This window comes from Bacteroides nordii (genome assembly GCF_019930665.1).
GTDB classification, from domain to species: domain Bacteria; phylum Bacteroidota; class Bacteroidia; order Bacteroidales; family Bacteroidaceae; genus Bacteroides; species Bacteroides nordii.
Map to the genome: position 1 here is coordinate 3991235 of NZ_CP082886.1, position 26020 is coordinate 4017254.

Sequence of the window (26020 nt, forward strand, 5' to 3'; positions counted from 1 at the left end):
CTTATAAAATCTCAATTTCTATTCTATAGCAAGACGACGTATACTCTGATTTTTAGAATCACCAATATAGATTGTTCCATCAGTATCTACCGCTACACCAAAGGGCTCATTAAACAAGGCAACCTCCGGAGTACCATCTTGATTCCCAGTCATGCCTGCCTGTCCGATTACTGTACTTACCACTCCATCTTGTGTTATTTTTCTTATCACATGATTATTCGAATCGGCCAGAAATAAATCGTTCTCTGCTGTTAATATAATTTGACGAGGTGTATCAAACAGAGCATACTCACAAGGACCATCGGCATATCCTGGCGTATTGACCATTCCGGCAAATAATTTATGTGCACCTGTTTTAAGATTATAGGTATAAATACAATGTGCATTCGTATAAGCCAAATATAGAATATGTTCTTCCCCTTGTTGAGGACTAAACAAAATATAAGAATCACTACCATTCATCAATCCAGTAGCTACCACTTGGGCATAACCAGTTTTCGGATCAAACTTCAATAGTGTTCCGTTTTTAGCACGTGTATACATAAATCCATCATACTTACACATGGAAAAAGAGTGTTTATAATCAATAGAGAAGTCTTCCGCAGACTTACGCAAAGTCAATTTACGCGGAATCCACATATTATCCGATGAAAGTTCCCAATAATCATTTCCATTATCTGTTGGAATAAATGCAGTTTTACCATCTTCGGATATACAAGGCTGATTGAGAGGAGCCCCTGTATTCGGAATTAAAATTTGACTTTTATCTTCCCGTTCATTCACTAACACCACTTTATTTTGATCATAATAGTTGTTTATTTCGCGACAACAAACAAATAAGTTATGATCCACATCAATCGCCAGATAAGTTACATACGGGAATTGAGTCTCAGCCATGTTACCTGTTTGTACACCCGGAGCCCCTTTTACCCCACAAAGGGTAGTTACAGTTGTTTGGATGTGATAAGTAAAATGTTCTTCAAATACCGCTTTATCACCGCCAACAGAAACTGTAATCACGCAATCTTCCCCCGGTTTACGCGGAGTGATTACATACAACTTATCACCTGTACTTTGAATTACAGCCGCTTTTGCTTCATTAAAATACACTTTGATTTTACTTACATCAGTGCCAAAATTCTCACCACTAATGATCATTTGAGTCGCAATCCCTCCCTCTTTCGGGTAATAATCCGTTAATATGATCGGTTGATTGGGATCATATTCCTTCTTTTTGTTCTCATCATCTTTACATGAAGAGAACCCTGTCAGGAAGAAACACATTAACAGGGAAGTGAAAAAATTAATTTTACTACTCTTTTTCATATTATTATTTTTTAGTACTTAAAACCATTCACTTTTTATACAAATGATATATTTCAGCTTGGTGTTTGGGTAGGTTATAAGACAGTCTTCCCTCTTTCACTTTTACGCTGTTTCCTGACCAGCATTCAATACCTCCGGATATTGTTTCCGGATCAATCCCAAGATCATTTAAAATTAACTCCCCCTCTTTTACTCCTTCATCATAATTGAAATAAGCAATATAATAGGCATCTTCAGTTTCTAAAGTAAACAGATCGACCGAACGGTTAGAGCCAGACACTTTATGTCCATATGCCGGTCTAAAAGATCTCCCCAAACGAACCACTGCGTTCACGCGTTCATTCACAGCATAAGTTTTCACCTTTTCTTGTGATATTTCCGTTCCTACATAACTCCCCTTTGTAGTCAGATTATCTCCAATCATAAAATAGCCGGTTACAGCTCCCGTAGTAATACGAGACATATTTTCTGCCTCACTACGATCGCCCATTACCAGATGATCCGGATCATTATAAGCATATACCCGATCCAGCCACCAACCAAAAGACAAACTGTTCATCATATAATTGGTATGCCACATTTCACCCCAGGCATCACAACTCACACGCCGGGCATTGGCATATTGATACGGGAAAAGAGGAGCAATAGATTCTACGATAAACATATCATCACCGCAGCGCTCGCGCAGATGCTTCATTCCGTAATTGAAAGCTTGTGTGCCGGTGGTAATGTCTTTATTGTAATACTTATCGGCTTCCACCATACCAGCAGTCAAAAAATCGAGTTTGAGATACTTAAAACCGGCAGCCTTGAACTTATCAATGAAAAAGTTAATCCTCGACAACGTAGCCGGAGCTGTAGGATCCATGCAACCGGCACCATACAGTTTCCGTTTCTGCCCATTCACTTTCAGATGAGACTGACTATACTTGTAACCATTATTGCCTTCAATATCCCGTTCATTGTCGGGAAACCAGTCATTGAATGGCGTCCAATAAATTCCCGGTATCTGCCCATTAGCAACACAATGCCGGGCAAAATCTTCGAGTTGTTCCCAATTCAGATTGTCCCAGTAAGAGTCCAAGCCTACAAACACAACTCCATCCGCACCAAAACCACCTTTACCCTGTAAATGCTTTTTCACAAAATCGGATGCGGAAAGAACGCCCTCATAATTAACATGCGTACTCATTCCTCCCCAACTGTTCCATCCAAAAGGAGTACCTTTGGTCCACTCACGTTTCGGAATAATAGCCGCATTCGTTTCTCCGAACTTCTCCATTCCAAAACGCCAGTCATTAAAAAAACCAACGAACATTTTAGCTGATTTCACCGTTGTGTCCTTCAGATAGCCATGCGGTTTTTCATCCCGTGTAGCAGAGTGACTTGCTCCACTATAACATTCTAATTTAGTAATACTCCGATTATTACGTGATCCGGTCATTCGGATAGCCGACTTCCACGTATCATGTTCTACTGAACCAAGAACCAGCCCAGCCTGCGTATCTCCATTAAATATAGAAGTAACTTCAAAAGAGATTGTATCGCGAGCTAATGGCCCGGGAGAATGTACTGCATCTGTTGATTTAGACTGAGACAACGGCAAAGAGCCATATGTTATAAAGCCATCATTATCAAAAGGGACAAACAGCAAACGATTATTAGCACTCTGGGGTAAGAATTGATTGTCGGAAGTAGTATAAAGTGGTGCAATATAATTGGTGGAAAGCTTTTTTCCAGTAACAGAAGTAAGATAAACTTCGGTCATGAAGAAGTCTTCTTCGGGATATACATAAAAAATCTGATCTACTGTAGGAGCACCCTCTTTCTTATATTGTATAACGAATTTACGAGCTGAGCCTATTACATCTACTACATTTTCTTCTGCAACAGTCACATTTGTATATTCAGAACTATTATAATAAACAGAAGAATTATTAAATCTGACAGACACACCATTCAGAATAGGTACGCCATTCTTCAACAAGTTCACCTGCCTGGTTTCTTTGTCTAAATTAATACTCCATTTTCCAATAGTAGTTTTTTCTTTAATACCTGCATAAGCGTTCCCCCAAAAAGCCATCTGGATAAATAAAATAGAAAGCGAATACTTAAATAGACATTTTAAATTATTCATAGATATAAGTTGAATTTAAAATTAACAATCGTTCCGTTTTGTTAAGTCAAAGATAGGCGGTTCATGTTTCTCAAAATTGCAAAATACACGCAAAAAATATAAACTTCGTCCCAAACACACGCTCAAAGAAACCCTCTACAACATCTATATTACTTTATGAAACGAATACATCAATAATAGTTCCCGTTAACAATTTAAATCCACATTTCTAACAATCCATTTTAACAGTGAATTAAAATACTATTTAAGCCACTGTAAAAAAGCATATTAACAATGACTTAAATAGTATTATTTATAATGCTACATATAGATCAATTAGCATCATTAACTAAAAGCTTTATAAGGCGAGTTTAAAAGTCCTTGATAATTTCCCTATAATACCAGATACCAGATATACCCCTTTCTCTAAGCCACTATATGCCCCGTTGCCATTTACTATCGTTCGCAAAATTTGTACACCGGATGTATTTATAATTTCAAGAAGAGTTTTATCTCCTACGCTATAATAAATATTACCATTAGCTGTATACACACATAAATCAAGAAGTGCATTCTCACACACGCTACTAGTCAACGGATTAAAAGAAGAAAAAGCAAACCTTCCTCCTCTTTTTCCATTATCAATAGCTTGTACTCCCCATTCATACTCTGCATCTTCATCTGCGATATACATTGAATAAGAGGTAGCCGTAATCTGCCCCGAGATTTCACCTACTTTGATAAATCCCGTTTGTAAATCGGCAGGAACTGTCATAAAATACTCTTTCGATCCGGCTCTCTTTACATAAATATTATACTGCAAGGCCACTGAAGGAGTTACATCATCAGCAGGAGCATCCCAAGAGAAAGTAAGCATACCTGTCTCTTTATTATAAGCACTCTTCAGGTTGGACGGAGCAGAAGGTGGCTCATTAGCAGCCACGCCCGCTGTTGAAGAAGAATTCTTCCAAAGTTGAGTAGCACAACTACGGCTACAAACATTTTCCTGTGCCCATCCCATATTCCAGGCATCAAGATATCCGTCATTATCATAATCCACCAAATGATTATTGCCGTGACTAATACGGTCGAAAGTCCATGTCTGGTCTGTATTATAATAAGCCCCGCAAGCCTTAAAGTCAAAATCACCCCTATTTAAATAAAGCCAAGTGGTGATGTCGTGTTTTTCTCCATGACCGCCTATCAAGATATCGGGCAAGCCATCGTGATTTACATCTCCAAAGGAAGGAGTCGCTCCGTCTACACCTTCAAATCCACAGAAAAGATCGTTCAGCATTTCAAAATTACGATTTCCACAATTTCGGTATACATAAAAAGACTTTGCCCCCGAACCTTTATTGCGGGAATAGCCTGTCACTACAATATCCATATATCCATCGGCATCTAAATCGCACAACGAGCAAGAAGAATCATTGGCACCATACAGGTATTGTTCATTCTCAGAGAAAGTACCATCCCCATTATTCCAATAAACATGCAAATTACCCTCATCTGGACCATAACCGGAAGATACAATATCCAACCAACCATCATTATCCATATCTCCAAAATGTACAGAGCCTCTTGACAATCCCAGGAAAGGTTTCGTTCCGTCCAGCGGAGTTTCTTGTCTGATAAATCCCTTCCCTTTGTTGTTTTTATAAAGATAAACAACACGCCGGTCATGGTGTACAGTAGGAATTCCGTTCTCATCTACCTTGCCATCGGGGTCCAGATAGTCATCCAGACCTGTTATTACCAAATCCAGATAACCGTCCTTATCGTAATCTCCCACTGAGACCCATTGGCGCGACCGTCCTCCGTCCATTGTGTTATAGATCGGAGTAATCCCCATCTTATTTTCTGTCAGATTAGCTGCATTTACCTCTTCAAACAGATATTTTCCGTCTTGCCCCTTTCCTTTATTCTCATATAAGAATGCAGCTATATCTTCGAGATTATTCGTATAATTCATTGACTTCAAACCGGGAACAAATAAATCCATCAGACCATCGTTATTATAGTCGAACCAAACCGGACAAGCATAATAACAAACATCAAAAGGACTCTCCAGACGAACAAAACCTTCTTTACCGTCATAATCGTATAATACAGAAACCTGTTGAGCTGAAGTTTTTTTAATGTGTACATTTTGTCCGGAATAAGCAATCTCCAAATAACCATCATTGTCATAATCTCCCCACGCTACATTCGAACGGTCCGCTGTATGATAAAACTGCCCTTTGATTATGGAATTGCCTATAGGTTCTGCAGGAACAGGTCTACTCACTTTGGTAAAAATGGGATCAACCGGATTACCGGGTATAGTGACTTCTGAATATTCCGGATCGGACAAATCATCATATATTTCCTTATAGTTAAAATCTTCCGTAGAGAAAACAGAAATACCCAAATCCATAATCTGCTCTCCACTTCCCTGTTTGCCTTCCACAGCAATTAAGTTCCAGCTGTTCGGTTTCAACGTCTGCCGGGCTTCATAAGAAATATCGAAAGGAATATAATTGGAGACAGAACCTTTCTTCGATGCTGCCCACACACCGTTGATATAAATATGGATATCGTCATCATGATAAAGCTTGAAACGCATATTTTCTACCATTTCCGGAGTAATTGTACCCAGATAGAACCAACGGCGCATATAAATCTGAGAAGTATTCCAGGGAGTTGAGATCAAATCTTTCGTGTTCCATAAAGCACTTCTTCCAAAAGCAGCTTCTCCCTGTGCCCATGCACGGTCGTCCAACTCTTTGGCAAACCATCTGCGAGGTACATCATCAGATGTTGTGTATCTCCATTTATATTTATGTTCTTGAGACGTGGAAATGATAGTTTGTACTTTCACTCCGCTCCGAGGCATGTTAATACACTCTTCGATTTTTGCTTTCAACTCCCCGGTAGCAGAATAAGGCTTCAGAACACGACGATCATAAGTCAATATTCCGTTTCTCTCAATTTCAACATCGGATAATTGCGTATATACAGCCGCATTCAAGCCATAATAATAATAGTCCTTTATTTTATCAGCTAAACGATTGAATAAAACAGTAAAATCACCTCCGGTTTCTACAGTAGTGTACTGGAAATCACCTCCCGGCCAAACATGTCCTTGTACTTTCAAGGTAATCCCACCATACTCACCACAAACTGCTGCACGATTTCGGTCAAGCGGACAAGAAGGGTCCGGATAACTATGAGAATCTTTAATATCTCCTATGTCAGCATCATTCCAACCACTGGCACAACAAACAAGAGTTTGACCAACCACACCTTGTACAATTTGAGTCATTCTTTCTGTATCAAACTGCCCCCATCCTTCATTAAATACAATCCATTGGATAATACTGGGGTGATTTCTAAAGGCCTCAATAATCCTTACCGACTCCTCTTGAAATGTCTTCTTAGCAAAATCTTCGTGTCCGGAAGGCAGATTAGGGCTGGGCAGATCCTGCCACACCAGAATCCCTTCCCGATCACAATGCATATACCAACGGGCAGGTTCCACCTTTATATGCTTTCTAATCATGTTAAAGCCTAAAGACTTCATGGCTTTTATATCAAACAAGAGTGCTTCGTCACTCGGAGCGGTATATAAACCATCGGGCCACCAGCCTTGATCAAGTGGTCCCATCTGAAAAATCTGTTCCCCATTAAGGAAGACACGAGGAGTTTCGCCTACCTTTTTGACTTCTATTTTACGCATACCACAATAACTGCTTACCGCATCGGTCTGAACACCATCTTTTATAATAGTTATGTCAAGATCATAAAGATAAGGGTCATCCACTGACCATAAATGAGGATTCTCAATAGGTAATGTCAATATCCGGCCCACTTTACCACCTGCTATAGCAGCGACTTTATCGCCTGCTTTATCCAATAGGTTGATATTTACAGATACGCCGGTAGTCAGAGAGGCATTCACTCTAACCTTCAAACAGGAGTTATCCACATCCGGTCGTATCATAAGAGCTTCTATATGGACCGGATCCACCGGTTCCAGCCATACCGTCTGCCAGATACCACTCACCGGAGTATACCAACATCCCCATTTGTTTAGAGCCTGCTTACCTTTAGGTTGTCCTTCACCTCCGGTATTATCGTATGTATAAACAACCAGTTCGTGTTCTTCCTTTCCCTTAAGTGCCGAAGTGATATCAAAATAGAACGGATCGTACCCACCGGTATGTCTTCCTACTTTGACACCATTTATATATACAATTGTTTCCCAGTCCACCGCATCAAAATGAAGCAGTATATCTCTCCCTTTCATCGTTTCGGGAATCTTCAAAGTACGTTTATACCAATAACATTGGCTATCACTTTCTTCCATAATTCCGGAAAGAGCGGATTCTATCGGGAAAGGAACTAATATTTTTTGATCGAAAGTAAAATTCGGATCGTAACTTTCTCCTTTTACACCTTTTCGTAAATCCCAGATACCATTTAAGTTCATCCACTCTTTTCTTACCATTTGAGGTCTTGGATATTCGGGCAGTACGTTATTGACATCAATTGTTTCACTCCATGGAGTCATCATGGGAGCTTTTTTCATTTGCCATCCCTGAGCATTTACAGTCAAAGCATTCATGGCACAGAACAGTCCAAGAATGAAGTATTTTTGTATTTTTCTTATTTTCATATTATCAGAAAAAAAATGAGGGTGTCCATATCATATCCGTATACGTGGCACCCTCATGATAGTTAAATTATGATTTATCTTACTTCACTAACAATTTAGTACTTTTCACAGCACCCTGTTTGTTGACAGCTTTCAATATGTACAAGCCAGAAGCAAAGTTTCTGATCGTAGTAATACCGGCCGGTAGTCTCTTATTAGCTATTTGTACACCATTTACTGTATAGATAGCTATATTTACCTCTTCTGCAGAATTCACAATAACCTCCTCGTTTACAGAGTATATATCCAGCCCTTTAATGGATGTTACTGATTTAATACCTGTCGTTTCACCTACATTCGGATCCAGGTACAGTCCATAAATATTAGCTCCGGCACTTTGAGGTAAGTTATAAACAATATATAGGTTTTGTACTCCTTTAACCTCTTTCAGAAGTCCGGCAGTACCCTCTTTTATACTCCATGCCCCCGTTCCTTGGGCTCTGACTTTGGCAATTGGTTCATGATCGGCAAGTGCCGCATTCAACTCTTCCGTATTTGTTATGTAACCCCATTTTATATCATCCAAGTCTGTATAGAGAGAGAAGTTAGCCTCATCAATCGTGCCTAACCAATTCTTATCACAGGAGTGATTAATGATTACCCTTTTGTATTCACCATCTTTGAAATCAACATCATAATAACATACCACAACCCCATTGGAAGTATAACCAATATTGTTACCTTCACCACGGGCATTAGCACTACCCGCAACTACTACTTTCCATTCCATCTCACCTACTGCTGGATCACCACCTGATTCACCGGTTCCTTTAGTTACATATACCACGGCATCCTCAGAAGGTAGTACGTTTTCAAAAACAATACCACATTGTGGATTCTCAAACCAAACCGGCTCTTTCAGTAAATCTATTCTATGAAGATTAGTAGCATCACCCCATTTTACAAACAAATAATGAGAACCTGTTACTTTTTTCAACTGAGTAGCGATTGGAGTAAAGTCGTTCCATTTTTGCAAATTAATACCCGACCAGGTTCTTGCAATCATATTTTCAGGTTTTACCTCATCAATATAGAACTCCATATATTCTCTGTATCTTTCACCATCATGCCCGATAAAAGCAACTAATTGTTGAAATTCTCCATTCCCAAAATCTACTTTTTCAGTAGACTTAGCGATAAAGCCTTCTCTTACACCACCCCAACAATCACTATTCCCATCATATTTAGTATCTTTATAAGGATCTACTACATCCGGATCTTCCGGTATAGCTACAGCTCTTACAAATTCAGAAGCGCCAATAATGGTAGCATTTTCTTTATACTCAGGCAATTCACTTGGCCATGGCTGAACACCTTCGTCTGCTTCCGCAAAGGCCTCCTGATAAAACTTCACAGAACGTAGATTTCCATTCCCCAAACGGAAAGTCAACCAAACCTTCTGCTTACCAATTGGGCGTTCAAAATCTTCGCTTTCTTTCATGTTGTATGCAAACATTTCAAAACAATGGTAACCATATGTTCTATCTACCAACATTTCTGTAAATGGGACAGCCGTTTCCGATGTTTCTCCAGCACTGAGAACTACATATCTCTCAACTCCAAAATCACCCCATCCCTGTGCAAATTCTACTCCAGTAGCTTTATAGGCATTTCCATCTGCCCCAAAATCAACCTCTCCCAAACCAACAATGGTCATATTGCTTGTCTGCCCAACATTGCCATAAACAATATCAAAGATAGCATCTTGAACCAGCTCAATGTTCTCATTCCCTTTCATTGTTTCGATCACTAAATCCTGAGCCAGTACAGGACCTGTTGCAAAAAGAGCTAAAGCCCCAATAAGTAATGCGTTTTTTTTCATTGTAAAATAATTTAAATTAAACATTTATTTATGACCCAAGATAACAACTACTCCGACTCTTAATTTTCCAGAAGCCTTCATAGTTACATACTTGGGGGTTTGCTAAAAACAGACTCCATTTTAATTGTTTACCAAAAACAGAGATATTGCCCGGAATCCCCCGTTCAGAGCCAATCATCTTTAACTAATTCACTGTTGACAAAAGTATGGCTTCCTTTTCTTTTTACATCGCACGATTATTTCAAAAAATAACAATTTGGTCACAAGGCTTTTTTTTCTATACAACACATCCGAACCCCCAAAACATATTCTGGTAAAAAAATAGAAGTACATCCCAAACAGGCACAAAAAAAATAATACGTTGGTTTCATTTTATAACGCATCCGTGTATAAGAAACCCGTACGAACCATTACTCAATCGCAGATACGACTAACTTGCTATTTTTTGAACCAGGCATTATTTTATTTATGGCTACGTTTGCACCAATAATTTAATTAATAAAAAGGTATGAAACAGCCGGTATTCAACACTTTCATCCTTCTCTCGATGTTATTGTCCAACATGTCTGGATATGCTTTGAATAACTACTATTTTAATATTATCAGTAGAGATAAAGGATTATCACAGACCAACGTTAAAGCAATCATTCAAGATAGTAATGGATTTATGTGGTTTGGAACTCGCAATAAGCTCAACCGATACGATGGAAATACATTTAAAGTGTTTGATTGTTATGATCATGTAGCACAAAAACAAAATAATAACATCTCTTCCTTATTTGAAGATAAAGAAAAACAACTGTGGGTGGGAACTGATAATGGTGTTTTCAGACTAAATCCTCAAACCGGGAAATTCACTTATATGAATACACAAACGTCAGAAGGGATTACCATGACCGACTGGATATCTGATATAAAAGAGGACAAAGATGGGAATATCTGGATTGTAGTTCCTAATCAGGGATTATTCCGCTATCTTCAAAACAATAAAGAATTAAAGTTCTATGCTTTTGGAAAAAAATCAGTTCCGGATCATGGTAATCCTCAAAGTATATGTATAGATCAAAGTAACAGAGTCTGGATAGGAACAAATGGAAAAGGAGTATATCTATACAATAAAAACACCAATCAATTCAATCAATATCTTGGAGATACACAAGGCAACACACTTGCCGGAGAAAATATTTATACAATGGCGGATGATGGTGAGTTTCTGATTCTTGGCATACACGAAGGCAAACTACGCAAGATTCACAAAAGGAAAAATACAGTTACTGATGTAAATGCGCCAGAGATACACTATAAAATTATTCGTTGCATCACCAAATTAGGAAATCAATTATGGGTAGGTACCCAGTCTGGTATATATATATTAAATGAAGAAGGCGAAGTATTCAGGATATACAATGATCCGATGTCTAATTATTCACTTTCGGACAATCAAGTGGGAAAAATCTATCAAGATCGGGAAGGGGGTGTATGGGTTGGAACAAATGCAGGAGGAATCAACTATTTATCAAGTTCAGTTCTCAAATTTACCCGTTACATTCCACTAAATAGGAAAGAAACAATCAGCAGTAAACGTGTGCGAGAAATCATTGAAGATAATGACCAGAATATATGGATAGGGACAGAAGATGCCGGAGTTAATATTTTTTCTCCGGAAAAGAAAACATTCAAAAAGATGGGAAGAGAAATCAGTAAAGATTTAACATCTGAACAGACTCTGAGCTTATTGAACACGAATGGAAATATTTGGGTTGGTTTATTCAAAAACGGGTTGGATGTCATTTCCTCGAAGACCTACAATATACAACATTATTCAGGAAATCAGTTAAAATTGAATGAATCCAGTATTTATGCCTTATGCGAGGACAAATATGGTAATATTTGGTTAGGGAACGGTTGGGGTGTTTATAAAGGCAATAAAGAGACAATGGAGTTTGTCAATGTAAAAGAATTCGGTCTGTGCTATATTTACGATATTATTGAAGATTCTAATGGAAATATTTGGGTAGCAACCATGGGTAATGGTGTATATAAATACAACCAAGAATCACAGAAAATAGAGCATTATACAAATCAAATTAATGTCAAATCTTCTTTGAGTTCCAATTCGGTGAGCAATATTATGGAAACGAGTAACGGAGATATATGGTTCGCTACAGACAGAGGAGGTATTTGCAAATATAATAGCAAAGAAAACAATTTTCATAAAATTTCTTTAGCTGAAGGGTTACCGGATGATAGTGCATATAAAATAGTAGAAGATAAAAATGGCTATTTATGGTTCGGAACTAACAATGGATTGATACAGTTAAACCCACAGGATTATAGTATCAAAATATTTTCAACAAATAATGGCTTACCCAGTAACCAGTTTAGTTATAAATCAGCCTTAGTCAGCAGTACAGGGGAATTATTCTTCGGAACAGCAGAAGGCCTCATCTCTTTTTTCCCAGAAAAAATGGAACAGAATCACTTCATTCCACCTGTATACATTACATATATTAATTATAAAAATAACAAATCACAAGACAAGGAAACGAACAGTGAATTCCTGAAATCAGGCCCAATCACATTACAACATGATCAAAATAGTATCGAGTTAGGCTTTGTTGCCTTAAGCTATGCATGTCCAACCGCTAATCAATATGCATACAAAATGATAAACCTTGACAAAGAATGGATATATACCAAAGATAGCCAAAGTGCAAACTATACTAATCTTTCGCCAGGGAAATATAAATTTATTGTAAAAGCCTGCAACAATGATAACGAGTGGAACGAAGAGGGGGCATCCATTGAAATCATCATTCTCTCTCCGTGGTGGAGAACCTGGACTGCCTATTTTTGCTATGCTATTATAATTATTATCTGTATTTATCTGGCAAGCAAATACTACACTTATGTACATAGGAAAAAGTCATTAGAAAAACAACGTTTATTTGAAAGTGAAAAAGAGAAGGAACTATATAGTTCTAAAATTGATTTCTTTACCAATATCGCTCATGAAATACGAACCCCATTGACGTTAATCAACGGTCCTTTAGAATCATTAGTAGAAATGGATATTAAAGAACCCAACATTAAAAAGAATGTTCAGCTTATGCAGAAAAATATATCTGAACTGCTTACTTTAATCAATCAGATTCTGGACTTTAGAAAAATCGATGCCAATAAAGTCACCATGAATCTTGTTGATAGTAATATATCAGTCATTGTCAACGAAGTCTATCAGGAATTCCTGCCTATGGGATTATCTATAAATAGAATAATGCAGATTGATATGCCCGAACAAGACATCTATGCGCAGATCGACCGAGGCTCTTTCATAAAAATCTTGAATAATCTATTTTCAAATGCAATCCGATATTCAGATAGAAATATCAGCATAAAACTTGAGGATACAAGTAAACATTTCCATCTGACAATAAAAAATGATGGTGAAATAGTACCCTCTGAGATGGAAGATAAAATATTCGATCCGTTCTATCAATTGAAAAAAAATGCAAATATAAATGCCAGTTCCGGCATAGGCTTATCTTTAGCCCGATCACTTGCAGAATTGCATCATGGTACTTTAAAATACAAAAGTACAAATAATCTAAATATATTTACGTTAGTTATACCAAAAGGTGAAGTATTGAAACAAGATAAAGAAATCGATTTGTTTAACGATGATTTTATTGAGCCGCCATCTAAACAGGAGACCATTTTAATTGTAGAAGATAATATTGAATTATTGTCATTTATGACAGAAAAGCTGAACTCCAGCTTCTCCATAGAGAAAGCGACAAATGGTGCCGAAGCATTTGATATTATTGAAAGAAAAAATATCGATATTGTAATTACAGATATTATGATGCCTATAATGGATGGTTTCGAACTCTGTAAGAAAATAAAAACAGATATTGAATATTGTCATATACCAGTTGTTCTATTAACAGCCAAGAATGATTTGAGCAGTAAAATCAGAGGACTTGAAACCGGAGCAGACGCTTACATTGAAAAACCTTTCTCATTCAAATATCTGATAACCCAACTGAGTTCACTGCTGGAAAACAGAAAAAGAGAAAAAGAGGCATTCATCAAAAAGCCTTACGTTACATCTCATTCAATAGGATTATGCAAAGCTGATGAAGAATTAATAAATAAGATCATTGGTATTATTGAAGAGAATATAACAGACTCAAACTTTGGTGTTGAACGCCTGTCTGAAATTACTAATATGAGCCGGTCAAGCCTACACCGAAAGATCAAAGCCCTTTCCGGAACATCGCCTACCGACTTTATCCGACTCATCCGGCTTAAAAAAGCTTCTGAACTGATAGCCGAAGGACACTATCGTACAGGAGAAGTATGCTATATTGTCGGGATAAACTCCCCCTCCTATTTCATCAAATTATTTCAGAAACAATTTAATATGACCCCCAAAGAATTTGAGAAGCAACAAAGGATGACAAACACAAATGATTATAACATAAATTTAACAAAATGAAAGGAATAAGTTTTTTTTTATTAAGCCTGATTTTAATTGTATTTTACTCATGTGGTTCATCAAAAACGATTCGTTCAGGAGAGATATGGACAGATACAGACCAAAACACGATTAATGCACACGGAGGAGGAATCTTATATCACAATGGAACCTACTATTGGTATGGTGAATATAAAAATGACTCAACTTACCATGCACCTGGTGTAGAGTGGGATTGTTACAGGACAGAGGCAGGAGGAGTAGCCTGCTACTCTTCTAAAAATCTGCAATCGTGGAAGTTTGAAGGTATCGTATTAAAACCTGACATGACAGATCCGACATCCGACATCCATCCATCTATGGTCATAGAACGTCCCAAGGTAATCTACAACGATAAAACAAAGAAGTTTGTGATGTGGATGCATATTGACAACTATAATTATTCGAAGGCCGCAGCCGGAGTGGCTATATCAGACAGCCCGACAGGAAACTTCCAATATTTACACTCTCTTCGTCCCGGTGGAGAAGAAAGTAGAGATATGACCTTGTTTAAAGATGAAGATGGAAAAGCATATCATATCTATTCAACCAAAGGTAACTCCACTTTATTCTTCCATTTACTTTCAGACGATTATCTGACACACACAGGGATATATAGAGCTGCCTTTTCCGGAAAGTACAGAGAAGCCCCAGCCATCTTTAAAAGACAAAACAAATATTATCTGATCACTTCCGGATGTAGTGGATGGGACCCTAATGAAGCAGAATATGCAATCGCCGACTCCATACTGGGCGAATGGAAAACAATGGGTAATCCCTGTATCGGAGAGAATGCAAATAAGTCATTTGGAGGACAAAGTACATTTGCCATATCAGTAGATCCAAAGAAAGATAAATATATCATAATGTTTGACAGGTGGAACAAACTGGACTTAATAGATTCCAGATATATTTGGTTACCAATTAATTTCCATCCGGAGGGAATAAGCATAGAATGGAAACCTGAATGGTCCTTCAAGAAATAGCAATACACAAAATCATCTCTTAAATTTTATATTATGAAACTGAAACTATTATTAATCGCATGTAGTAGTTGTCTGAGCATAGTATCACATGCTCAGACTCCAGGGGACATTGAAAATGTCAGATTTGAATACATGGAAAAACCTGTACTATTGAGTATCGGTGGAGATCCATTGGACTTTGTCCATGCCACATATACCAACATGGCATGGGGTGACTATAACAACGACGGTAGCCTCGATCTATTTTACAGTGATAAAAATAATCATGGCAGTGCAACGAAAACTCAGGAAAGCTTCTATCAGAATAACGGGGATGGTACCTTCAACAAACTAACCTCTCCATTTGCCTCCACCGCTTTTTCGTGTCCGGTATGGTTCGACATGAACAATGATGGACTTCTGGATCTATTTATTCCCGGGCTAAGTGATTGGAATTATCAATGGAATGATTTGAGTACTCGCCTCTCAACAATACAAGCACGTTTATATATCAACCAAGGAGTACAGACTAACGGCACATACAAATTTCAAGAGATACCAGTATCAGAATCAGGATTAATACCCATATTCAATGGAAAAACCGGAGGGAAAGGGCACAATTGGGCAGTGGCAGGTGACTATGACAATGATGGATATACCGATTTGCTCATCACAGGTTTCGATGAAAAAGAAAGATCGAACCGAGATGATTATGAAGACGCGGTAAGAGTGGTGTATTTATTCAGGAACATAAAAGGAGAATCCTTCGAGCTTCAGAAAACGCCCTTAAACGGTAACAAACCTTTCCATGGAATGACCGACGGCAGTGTGTGTTTCGTCGATCTGGATAATGACGGCTGGTTGGATATCGTTTCTACCGGATATGGTTATTCAAGAGAATCTGAAATGCATGTTTATTGGAACATGCAAGATGGTACATTTACAGAATCAGATTATAACTTTGATACAACCACCAACTCCTCATGTGATGTATGCGATTTAAACAATGACGGTTGGGCAGATATTATCATAACAGGTGTATATTTCAATAACGGTCAAAAAAAATTCTATATTTATAAGAACAAAGGAAACCGGGATTTTGAAAAAATAGAAAAAGAACAACTGCTTCCGATAGACGGAGGGCAGCTTTCATTCGGCGACATCAACCACGATGGCCTGGCAGACATGTTAGTAGGTGGTCATAACAATACGTATGAACATACTACCTGGCTCTATGTAAACAAGGGGAATTTTGATTTCGAGCCTATGGCATGGTACAATAAAGAGAATTATGGCTGGGCATTTCCGAGAGTTACCCATGGAAGTGAACAACTGATCGACATTGACAATGACGGCCGGCTGGATGCATGGATTTCAGGATGGTCAAAAGACGCTTGCAATTCGGGTTGTAATACTGAACTCTGGAAAAACACCTCTAATGTAAGCAAGAATGAAGCTCCGGGAACCCCTCAGAATTTAAGAGCCAGTTTGATAGAAGGTACTAACCTGCTTTCCTTATCGTGGGATCCCGCCACTGACGACATCACCCCTCAAAGTGCATTACAGTACAACATTTATCTAAAAAAGAAAGACTCCGGGACATGCTATATGACGGTACCGGCAGATATATCTTCCGGCTTTATCAAAGTTGGTCGCATTTCGGGCCAACTCACTCAATGTTCATATAAAATAAAAATAGAGTCCAATGGTGTATATGAATGGGGAGTACAGGCCATAGATAATGGAAAGCGAGGCAGCCTCTTTGCTAAATCCACGCTAACGATTGATCAGGTTAGTGGAATCACAAATCAGGAAGAAGAAGCTATCTTCATCCATAGCAAGGGAAAATCAGTATACTATTCAATCAAAGGAACGGGAGATATAACCCTATTCAAAACTGACGGTAGCATTGTGTATCAGAATCAAATCCAGGAGGCTGGGAGCATCACTTTACAGGAAAAAGGTAGCTATATCGTCATGATTAAAACAAATTCAACTATAAAAAGACAGAAGTGCGTTATTCTATAACCCAATTCAGATTCTCACTATATGGAAAAAAAATATTTATTACTTGCATGCGTTGCCCTGTTCAGCCAATTACATATATATTCAAAAGAGCAACAGTCCATTAATTTAGGAGACACTCCATGGAAATTTTCTAAAGTAATCCGGCAAGAAACAAACTTAGCCAAGGACGCAAGTATTCTTTATGGATTGCAAAAAGTATCAGAGATAAATGACGATGATATTCATACGGAATGGAGAGCAGATTATTCATCAGAAAAACATCTATTCATCGATCTGCATGAAAAGAAACAGCTTAAAAACTTCAAACTAATATTCAAAGGAGATCAGACACGATTTGCCACTGTGAAAATGGAAGCCAGCCTTAATAACGAAGATTGGTATCCGATGGCAGAAGGTACAGTAAAAAGAGCATGTGACCTTCACAAAGAAGGTGACATATCCAATGTGAACAATACAGTAGGTTATTTTGAAAAGGTAACATATACCTACCTCTCCATCCCTGTTTCGGCATCCTATCGATACATCAGGCTGACAATTCTAAGTTGCCAGTCCGAAAAGAATGAAGAGTTACCGAAGCGTATCAGCGAACTTGCCATTTATCCGGTCGAAAACAATTATTCAGACCAGGAAATAGCAGGTTTGGCATTTAAAGACGATCAATGGGAATCGGTCGGCATTCCTCACTGTTTCAATGAACGCGATACCTACTTAAATGCCAGCACAGGCGAACGTTGCTGGAGAGGAGAAGCCTGGTACAGAAAAAAAATAGGCTTCAGCAAAAAAGACCGGGATAAAGAAATCTTCCTTGAATTTCAGGGAATAAACTTCGCGGCTATTGTCTTTATCAATGGACAAGCCATCCCCGGTAACACACAAGTACAGCATCCGGGTATAGTCACTCATGTAGGTAGTGCCCTCCCCTTTGTTGTGAACATCACAAAATACATAAAATGGAATACGGAAAATCAGATAGCCATTAAAGTCTCTAATGCTAAAAACACATTTTTTACCTGGCCGGAGTTTGGTACAAATGAAGGATTCGGACAGGCTATGGGTGGCATCGTTTGCCCGATATACATGCACAAAAAGCATAAAATACATATTCCATTCAACCGCTATTCTCCATTAAAGAAATGGGGTACTTATTTGGGAACAGTATCGGCTACACCTCAAAAAGCAACGATACGTTTCCAGGTAAACGTTGACAACACTACAGATCAAGAGCAGGATATTGAGTTGCGCACTTATCTGCAGGATCAACAAGGACACACTGTATTGTCTTTCTCCGACAAACAAAAGGTATCAGCCCGAACAACCCAGTTGTTTGACCATACAGAATCTATTCAGAACCCTCATTTATGGTATCCCATTGGTTGCTCCGGTACTCCATACCTATATACGGTATTGAATAAAGTATACGTAAACGGCAAATTAGCAGATAGCCAAAGCGAGCCATTTGGAATAAGAGAAATCACCTGGGATGAAAATTACTGTTACGTGAACGGAGAAAAATGTATTTTACGAGGCTTCGGAAGCAGAAACATATATCCGGGATTAGGAGCTGCTATCCCCGCTGCTTTGCAATGGCAAGACATTGCCCTTATTGCCCAGTGCGGAGGTAATACATTGCGTGTTGGACATCAGCCACCTTTCACAGAAGCACTCAAAGCTTGTGATGCTTACGGGGTTTTATTAATTGTAAACAGTGGAGACGGAGAATGGTCACTAAAGAATGAACCGGCCAAAACATACAAACGGGAGTATGACCGGGAAATGCTTGTAGCCTTTCGTAATCATCCGTCCGTCGTTATTTGGGAATCGAATAACGGATTGGCATACGATGGAGATAAATACCTGCCATCACATACACTCAGCGAAGTGAAAGCATGGGATTATATACAACCCCGGCTGGTTCTCAATCGTGACGGTTATCCTCCTGAATGGGACGAGAAAGAACCCATTGTGATTGGTTATACCAATCGTTATGAAAAAGTAAAAGGCCGCCCGTCACTAAACACAGAGGTTTATGGTGCCAACTGGAGTGGACTTCCGAGTTGGTGCATCGCACGGTTTGATTATAATAACGAGAAGGAATTTTCAATGGATTACATACGAAACTATTTAGATAACCTGGACAATCAGGCTTGCGGTTGGATTGACTGGATGCTGGTAGAAACTTACGGTGAAGGTTATACAATCTATCTGAATGGAATGAAAAATCAGAAGAGCCTGGGTTCATGCGCAATGGATGGAAACCGCTTTCCTAAACTGAAGTACCGAATTTACCAAAAAGCACTCTGGGTACCCTATTCTCAGCAACCGGGAGTTGCACTCCAAAGCCACTGGAACTATTCAGGTATTCAAAATATTGATGCCTGGAGCAACTGTCCCTACGTCGAACTATTTATCAATAAAAAGTCGTACGGTATTGTTGAGCCAGATCAAAGAACCCGCCAATGTACATGGAGAGATATCCAATGGGAACCGGGTACCGTAGAAGCCGTAGGTCTTGATACGAACAAACACCCTGTTTGTTCAGAGAAAATAGAATCTTCCGATAAGCCCTATGCCATAGAAGTTACAATCGAGAAGCCTGCGGCTAAGCCCACCGGAGAAGAATTTATCTTGAAAGCAAATGCTTCCGACGCTTTCATAGTGACAGCCAAAGTGGTAGATAAGGATGGGCATTGGTGTCCATGGGCCGATAATCTATTGAAATTTGAAGTTGAAGGCGAAGGTATATACAAAGGTTCCTATAATTTCTATGTTACCGAAGGTAAAGACTTATCCTATCACGCCCCCGGAGATACAGAATTACAGGCAGAAGGAGGACTTATGAGAGTAGCTGTACGTACCACTTTTAAACCGGGAAAGATAAAAGTGAAAGTGAGTTCGGATGGGTTAATCTCAGGAGAAAGCATTATTAAATCAAAAAAAATCAAACATTAATTTTCGGACAACATGATGATGAAAAAATATATTTATGCTATATGCACTTTATTATTAGTAGGATGCATGGCTTCTCGCAAGTCACCAGAAAACAAAACGATCGGGAAAGAGAAAGTAACGATCGACAGTCTGGCTCCCAATCCCTTTATTCGACATATGTACACAGCCGATCCATCTGCCCATGTCTGGGCAGACGGCCGCTTGTACGTTTATGCCTCGCATGACATAGATCCACCTCAGGGTTGTGACCTGATGGACAGATATCATGTTTTTTCTACCGATGATATGGTGCACTGGAAAGATCATGGAGAAATACTGAATGCTTCTCAAGTGCCATGGGGACGTAAAGAAGGCGGGTTCATGTGGGCACCGGACTGTGCTTATAAGAATGATACCTATTATTTTTATTTCCCACATCCCAGCGATACGTATACAAACAATAGTTGGAAAATAGGAGTAGCCACCAGTAAAGAACCTGCTGCCAACTTTACAGTTCAAGGATACATCGAAGGAATGGACCCCATGATAGATCCCTGCGTGTTCACAGATGACGACGGTCAAGTTTATATATATAACGGTGGAGGTGGCATTTGCAAAGGGGGCAAACTGAAAGACAATATGATGGAGTTGGATGGTAAGATGAAAATTATGGAAGGTTTAGATGATTTCCACGAAGCTACGTGGATACATAAATATAAAGGAAAATATTATCTTTCTTATGCTGATAATCACGAGCCCAATAACAATGACGGCATGAAAGGCTATAACTGTATGCGTTATGCCATAAGTGACAACCCTTTAGGACCGTGGAAATACATGGGTGTCTATATGGAACCTTCCGATTGCTTTACCAATCAAGGTTCTATCGTAGAGTACAAAGGGGAGTGGTTTGCTTTCTATCACACGATATCCTTATCCAACAATCCTGCGTTACGTTCTATTTGCGCAGATAAGTTATATCATAACGAAGACGGCACTATCCGCATGGTGAAACAACACAAATAAGACTTGCGACACGCGTTTTGACAAGAGATATGCAAGAATGTACATTATTACCATGCAAAAGTGTACATTCTTATACAACAAAAGTGTACACTTATGTCATACAAGAGTGTACACCTTTGTAACAATCTAATTTTCAGAAATATAACATTTTTCATAACCTTATTTCTATTGACCTTCTGATCTCTATCTCCGGCTAATAGATTTTCTTCCTTTTTTATATGATTATGAATATAAAATTAATAATTCCCACATGAAAAAGATTTTATTTATATGTTTGTTCTGCCTTTACTTATTCGGTTCACATGCACAAACCCTCTTTCACAAATCGACCACCCTCCCCCGGGTAGGTGACAAAATCTATAAACAGGAAATTCGCTTTCTTCCTCCGGGAGAAAGCGGTACGGGAAAAGTATGGCAATTCGACCACCTGACTCCTATAGACGAACAGTATGAACTGATCTATACCGGCAATGATTCTCTATTGACAGGCACTGAACATCGAACCCGATACACTTATCGTGTGGCAGGAGATTCTCTATGGAAAACCGAAGTCGAAAATATATCAACCTACCAAAAAGCAATTCATCCGGAACTTCTGGCCGTATATCCCATACAATTGGGCAGCCACTTCGAAAGTTACTTTGGCTATACCGGTGAATACCAACATGCCTATGGTATGGAACTATTAGGCAAAACCACCGTTTCGGTGGATGCAACAGGAACCCTGATCATAGCCGGAGATACTATTCCTGATGTATTACGGATACATACAGAACGACGGTTTGTACAAGATCTGAACCTGAGCAACGAATCCGTAATGGCAGAAGACTCCGCTTTGTGGTTACGCCAGTTCACTCCGGACAGTATCTCATATCGCATCAACACAGACACACTTGTTACACAGACCGATACTTATAGTTGGTACGCTTCAGGCTATCGTTATCCGATAGTAGAGACAGTGGAAAACACCCTAATCCGCCACAGTGTTCCCATTCCTCATTTTCAGACTGCTTTCTACTATCCTACGGTTGACCAATATTATACATTGAATGAAGATACGGAGAATCGGCAGAAGCGTGAAGAGACACTTACACAACGGCAGTCGGGAAAGAATAGATCCCGTAATGGTTCATTCTCATTAGAGGATGCGATGGGAAAATGTAAATTCTATCAGGAAAGCAATAATCTGGTTGTAGAATATATGCTGAATACTTCCTGCGAGGTTGAGATGGCCTTATATACTGTTCAGGGTGAACTGTTGGCTATTTACCCGAAGAAAGCATTACGTCCGGGACAATATCGTGAGTCCATCGCTATTGATTCTTTGCTATCAGAGCGCTATGTATTACGTCTGATTGTCAATGGCAAAGTCTATGGCGAGAAAATCTGAGTACCGACCACTATATTCAAATACTATTATGAAAAATTTATCAAGCCTTTATCAAACCGCCACTCTTTTATTGTTCGTCTGTATAGGATTCTGCGAAACAGTCTCTGCCGATAATCCCATCAAAATCTCCCAACCTCAGATTTCGCCTGTCTCTCCAGAAGCGGCGGCTGTACAAAAATATATTTGCTATCCGGTTAATCATAGTACAGGATTGGCCGATATCACCATTCCGCTGTATACCATTAAAGCCGGCGATTTAGAGCTTCCTATCACTTTGACCTATCATTCTGCCGGAATTAAACTCCATCAGTTAAGCGGCTGGGTGGGTACAAACTGGACATTAAATGCCGAGCCTTCCGTCATGCGGGAAATCAAAGGTATTCCGGATGACGCAAAACGCGGAGGATACAGAACCTTGGAATATCTTAAAAACAAAAATAACAGTAACTCCGATGAACTAACCCGCTTCTTCAGACGAATTGAAGATAAGGATTGTGACAGCGAACCCGATCATTTCTATTATAAATTACCTAACCGAAGTGGTACTTTTTATTTAGGAGTAAAATATACGGGATACAACAATGCTCCGTACAATGCAGGCTTTGGTATCTATCCGTATACGCCTCTAAAAATTTCCGGTTGGGAACTTATTGGCGAAAATGGTGTCGATATAGAGGACGAAAATGGTGTCTGGTATGAGTTTGGTGGAGAAATGGACGGATATACGGAGAAGACCGGAAATTATAATACCCGCTGGCTGTGTAAGAGCATTAATTCCCGTCAGACAAGAGCGTGTATATCATTTAGTTACAGTAGTTTACAGCGAAAGCGAATTAATCCCAGCTATTCTTCTGATTATGTTGTATTGGAAGATAAAATGGAATATAATGTTGGCAGCGGCAGAAGCTCTGTATCTGATTCTACTTGGTTTCCAATAAAAGAGAACACTTTCTTACGTCGTTCAGACAGTGTGAATGTCCCCATGTCTCGTTCTAATTATTATGGAGGCTATAGACTACTAATCAAGCAAAGAGGTCGGGTTTATTATGGAAATATCACAGATGGAAAAGTCGAGATACTCAGTTCATCTTATCCCAGCGAACAGGAATATGCGATTTTCAATCCTTACGATTCCGACTTTGTGGACGAACGCAAGCTAACGCGTATTGACTTTGGCGGAGGTATCGTTTTATTTGAGCAGGACCCGGAAGACAACCTAAGTAGCATTACAGTCAAGTCAAAAGACGGAAGTATTATCCGGAAATTTCAATTCTATATCTCCAGGTACAATGCATACACGGAACTCACAAAATTAGATTCAATCGCTGTTACTGCCGGTAGAGATCCCGAGCGTCGTTTGTATTCTTTTTTATATGATAAGCCTGATTATGTTCAGCCTGTATCCAGCTCGGCAATGGATCATTGGGGATATTATAATGGACAACATGAATTAAACAACGGCACTCGACTCTTTATTCCCTACGGTCGTTATTATGTAAACGACAATTATTACTTCCATTATGGAGATAGTGCCCGCGAATGCAATGAATACTATATGAAAACAGGCGTCCTAACCGACATCTTCTCACCGGAGGGAGTACGTACAAACTTCAGTTATGAAGCCAATCGGTACGGAAAGGTATTCAGTGGTGCTGCGAATTATCAAAAGAAAGTCTATTTGGCAGGAGGACTGCGGGTAAGCATGATTAGAGAGAGCGATATGCATGGTGGCTTTTCCAGATATCGTTATTTTCAGTATGGTCTTTCTGCTCCGGAAGGAAAATATGGCAATGACGGTACCGGACTTGGTGTAGCTAAGGTAGCAGTAACTCAACGAGATTATTGTACGGAACAAGAGCGACTGACTATTGACCATCTCGGCGAAAGAAATCTTTGTCGCACACATACATGGGGCGCGACTCCTGTTTCCAATATCTCGTTCGGCAATGGTAATTCAGTGATTTATCCTTATGTGAGGGAACAAGTGATCGCCGATGGAGCAGAAATTCGTACAGACTATCATTTCAGTGCTCCTGAGTGGGATTTATATGGTGGCATTCCGCAGGATCCTTTCTCTCCGAGACAAGTTCGCCAGGATATTTCAAAACCCTTTGATCCCGACAAAGGCGAAGATGCTTTACGCTATGGGCACCTTATCAAGAAAGAGATATACAGCGGAGATACGTTGGTAGAAAAGCACGAATACGAATATTCCATTTACCAAAAGCCATTCAAAGAGGATAATGATTATACTTTCGCAGTTGTTTTTGGACGGCCTTATAAGACTCGTGTTTGTAACGTTCAGGAGTATGATAGTCGTCCTCAAGAATTATATAAAGATTATACGTGGATGAAAGAACGAGGCGCTTCCCGTTTGAAGCGTGAACGCACTACCCGTTTTTCGGATACAGGCGAGACAAGTATCCTGACTCGCGAGCATGTTTATCATCCCGACAGTAGTGATGTATACGATGGATTTGATTCAGGCTTAAATGGAGGTACTCTTTATGCAACCAACCACTTAAACCCACTATGGACCCGAACCCGAACAGGCAACAGTGAGATTATAGAACAGTTTATATACCCTGAAGAGGCCAAGAAGAATATAACAGACAATTTGGGACAAGACTTCCTATTGTCATGCAATGCGATCAATAAATTGTTGATTTATAAACGCGTTTGTGGAAAAGATATGACCTCTTTACGAAACAAGTATTCGGGGCTCAATATTTACACCGTTCAAGCTTGGAATCCAACATTATCCCAATACGAAGATCGCCTCAAATACACCTACAATGATTTTGGGAATATCAGTTCGGTCACTTCCGATGGCAAAATTTACACCAGTTATATTTGGTCGTATTACAATCAGTATCCTGTCTTTAAGGTAGAAAACGCCTCCATTGACAAAGTACTTTCCGCACTCAATAAAGATCGGGCATGGCTTACACAGTTGGAGGCACAAGGGCAGCCCGATATCTTCGCCCTATCCGGCACCAACCTCCCGCATAGCACTTTATATACCTATCGGCCCTTGATAGGAGTTTCCTCCATCAGAGGTGCCGATGGAGTTAATACCTATTTTGAGTATGATTACTGGGGACGTCTTATTCGTTCGTATATCCTTGAAGATGGAGTTGAAAAGACTATTTCCACATTCACATACAATACTCCCGGTTATCATCTATAGTATAAAAGTAT

General features: G+C 39.2%; 11 protein-coding genes. 7 read left to right on the forward strand and 4 right to left on the reverse strand.

Annotated features, from left to right (window positions below):
* Positions 1-18: 18 nt before the first annotated feature.
* From K8P02_RS15720 to K8P02_RS15735, 4 genes are all read right to left on the reverse strand, one after another.
* The gene (locus K8P02_RS15720; protein ID WP_122201814.1) at positions 19-1326 is read right to left on the reverse strand and encodes an IPT/TIG domain-containing protein; all 1308 of its coding nucleotides are present in this window, start codon (positions 1324-1326) and stop codon (positions 19-21) included.
* A gap of 28 nt (positions 1327-1354) precedes the next feature.
* Positions 1355-3463 carry an alpha-amylase family protein gene (locus K8P02_RS15725; protein WP_007487351.1) on the reverse strand — a complete coding sequence of 703 codons (2109 nt, stop codon included), beginning with the start codon at positions 3461-3463 and terminating at the stop codon, positions 1355-1357.
* Positions 3464-3800: 337 nt separating this feature from the next.
* Entirely contained in the window at positions 3801-8051 is a 4251-nt protein-coding gene (locus K8P02_RS15730) for an FG-GAP-like repeat-containing protein (protein ID WP_370827561.1), read from the reverse strand.
* A gap of 130 nt (positions 8052-8181) precedes the next feature.
* Complete coding sequence (locus tag K8P02_RS15735) at positions 8182-9963, reverse strand: T9SS type A sorting domain-containing protein (protein ID WP_223381514.1); 1782 nt, start codon at positions 9961-9963, stop codon at positions 8182-8184.
* A gap of 508 nt (positions 9964-10471) precedes the next feature.
* On the opposite strand from K8P02_RS15735, the gene K8P02_RS15740 reads away from it, so the two are divergent.
* The 7 genes from K8P02_RS15740 (at position 10472) to K8P02_RS15770 (ending at position 26009) form a co-directional block, all read left to right on the forward strand.
* Entirely contained in the window at positions 10472-14464 is a 3993-nt protein-coding gene (locus tag K8P02_RS15740) for a hybrid sensor histidine kinase/response regulator transcription factor (protein WP_007487357.1), read from the forward strand.
* Positions 14461-15468, forward strand: a complete 1008-nt coding sequence (locus K8P02_RS15745; protein WP_025866962.1) for a glycoside hydrolase family 43 protein — start codon at positions 14461-14463, stop codon at positions 15466-15468. The genes K8P02_RS15740 and K8P02_RS15745 overlap by 4 nt, the downstream gene beginning before the upstream one ends.
* 33 nt (positions 15469-15501) lie before the next feature.
* Positions 15502-17475 (forward strand): FG-GAP repeat domain-containing protein, encoded by a 1974-nt coding sequence (locus K8P02_RS15750; protein ID WP_195450130.1) that lies wholly within the window; start codon positions 15502-15504, stop codon positions 17473-17475.
* 21 nt (positions 17476-17496) lie between these two features.
* The gene (locus K8P02_RS15755; protein WP_025866961.1) at positions 17497-20424 is read left to right on the forward strand and encodes a DUF4982 domain-containing protein; all 2928 of its coding nucleotides are present in this window, start codon (positions 17497-17499) and stop codon (positions 20422-20424) included.
* 18 nt (positions 20425-20442) lie between these two features.
* Positions 20443-21429, forward strand: coding sequence for a family 43 glycosylhydrolase (locus K8P02_RS15760; protein WP_025866960.1), 987 nt, complete (start codon positions 20443-20445; stop codon positions 21427-21429).
* A gap of 250 nt (positions 21430-21679) precedes the next feature.
* Positions 21680-22819, forward strand: a complete 1140-nt coding sequence (locus K8P02_RS15765; RefSeq protein WP_025866959.1) for a hypothetical protein — start codon at positions 21680-21682, stop codon at positions 22817-22819.
* Between the two features lie 28 nt (positions 22820-22847).
* Positions 22848-26009: a hypothetical protein gene (locus K8P02_RS15770; protein ID WP_025866958.1), complete on the forward strand. Its 3162-nt coding sequence runs from the start codon at positions 22848-22850 to the stop codon at positions 26007-26009.
* Positions 26010-26020 lie beyond the last annotated feature (11 nt).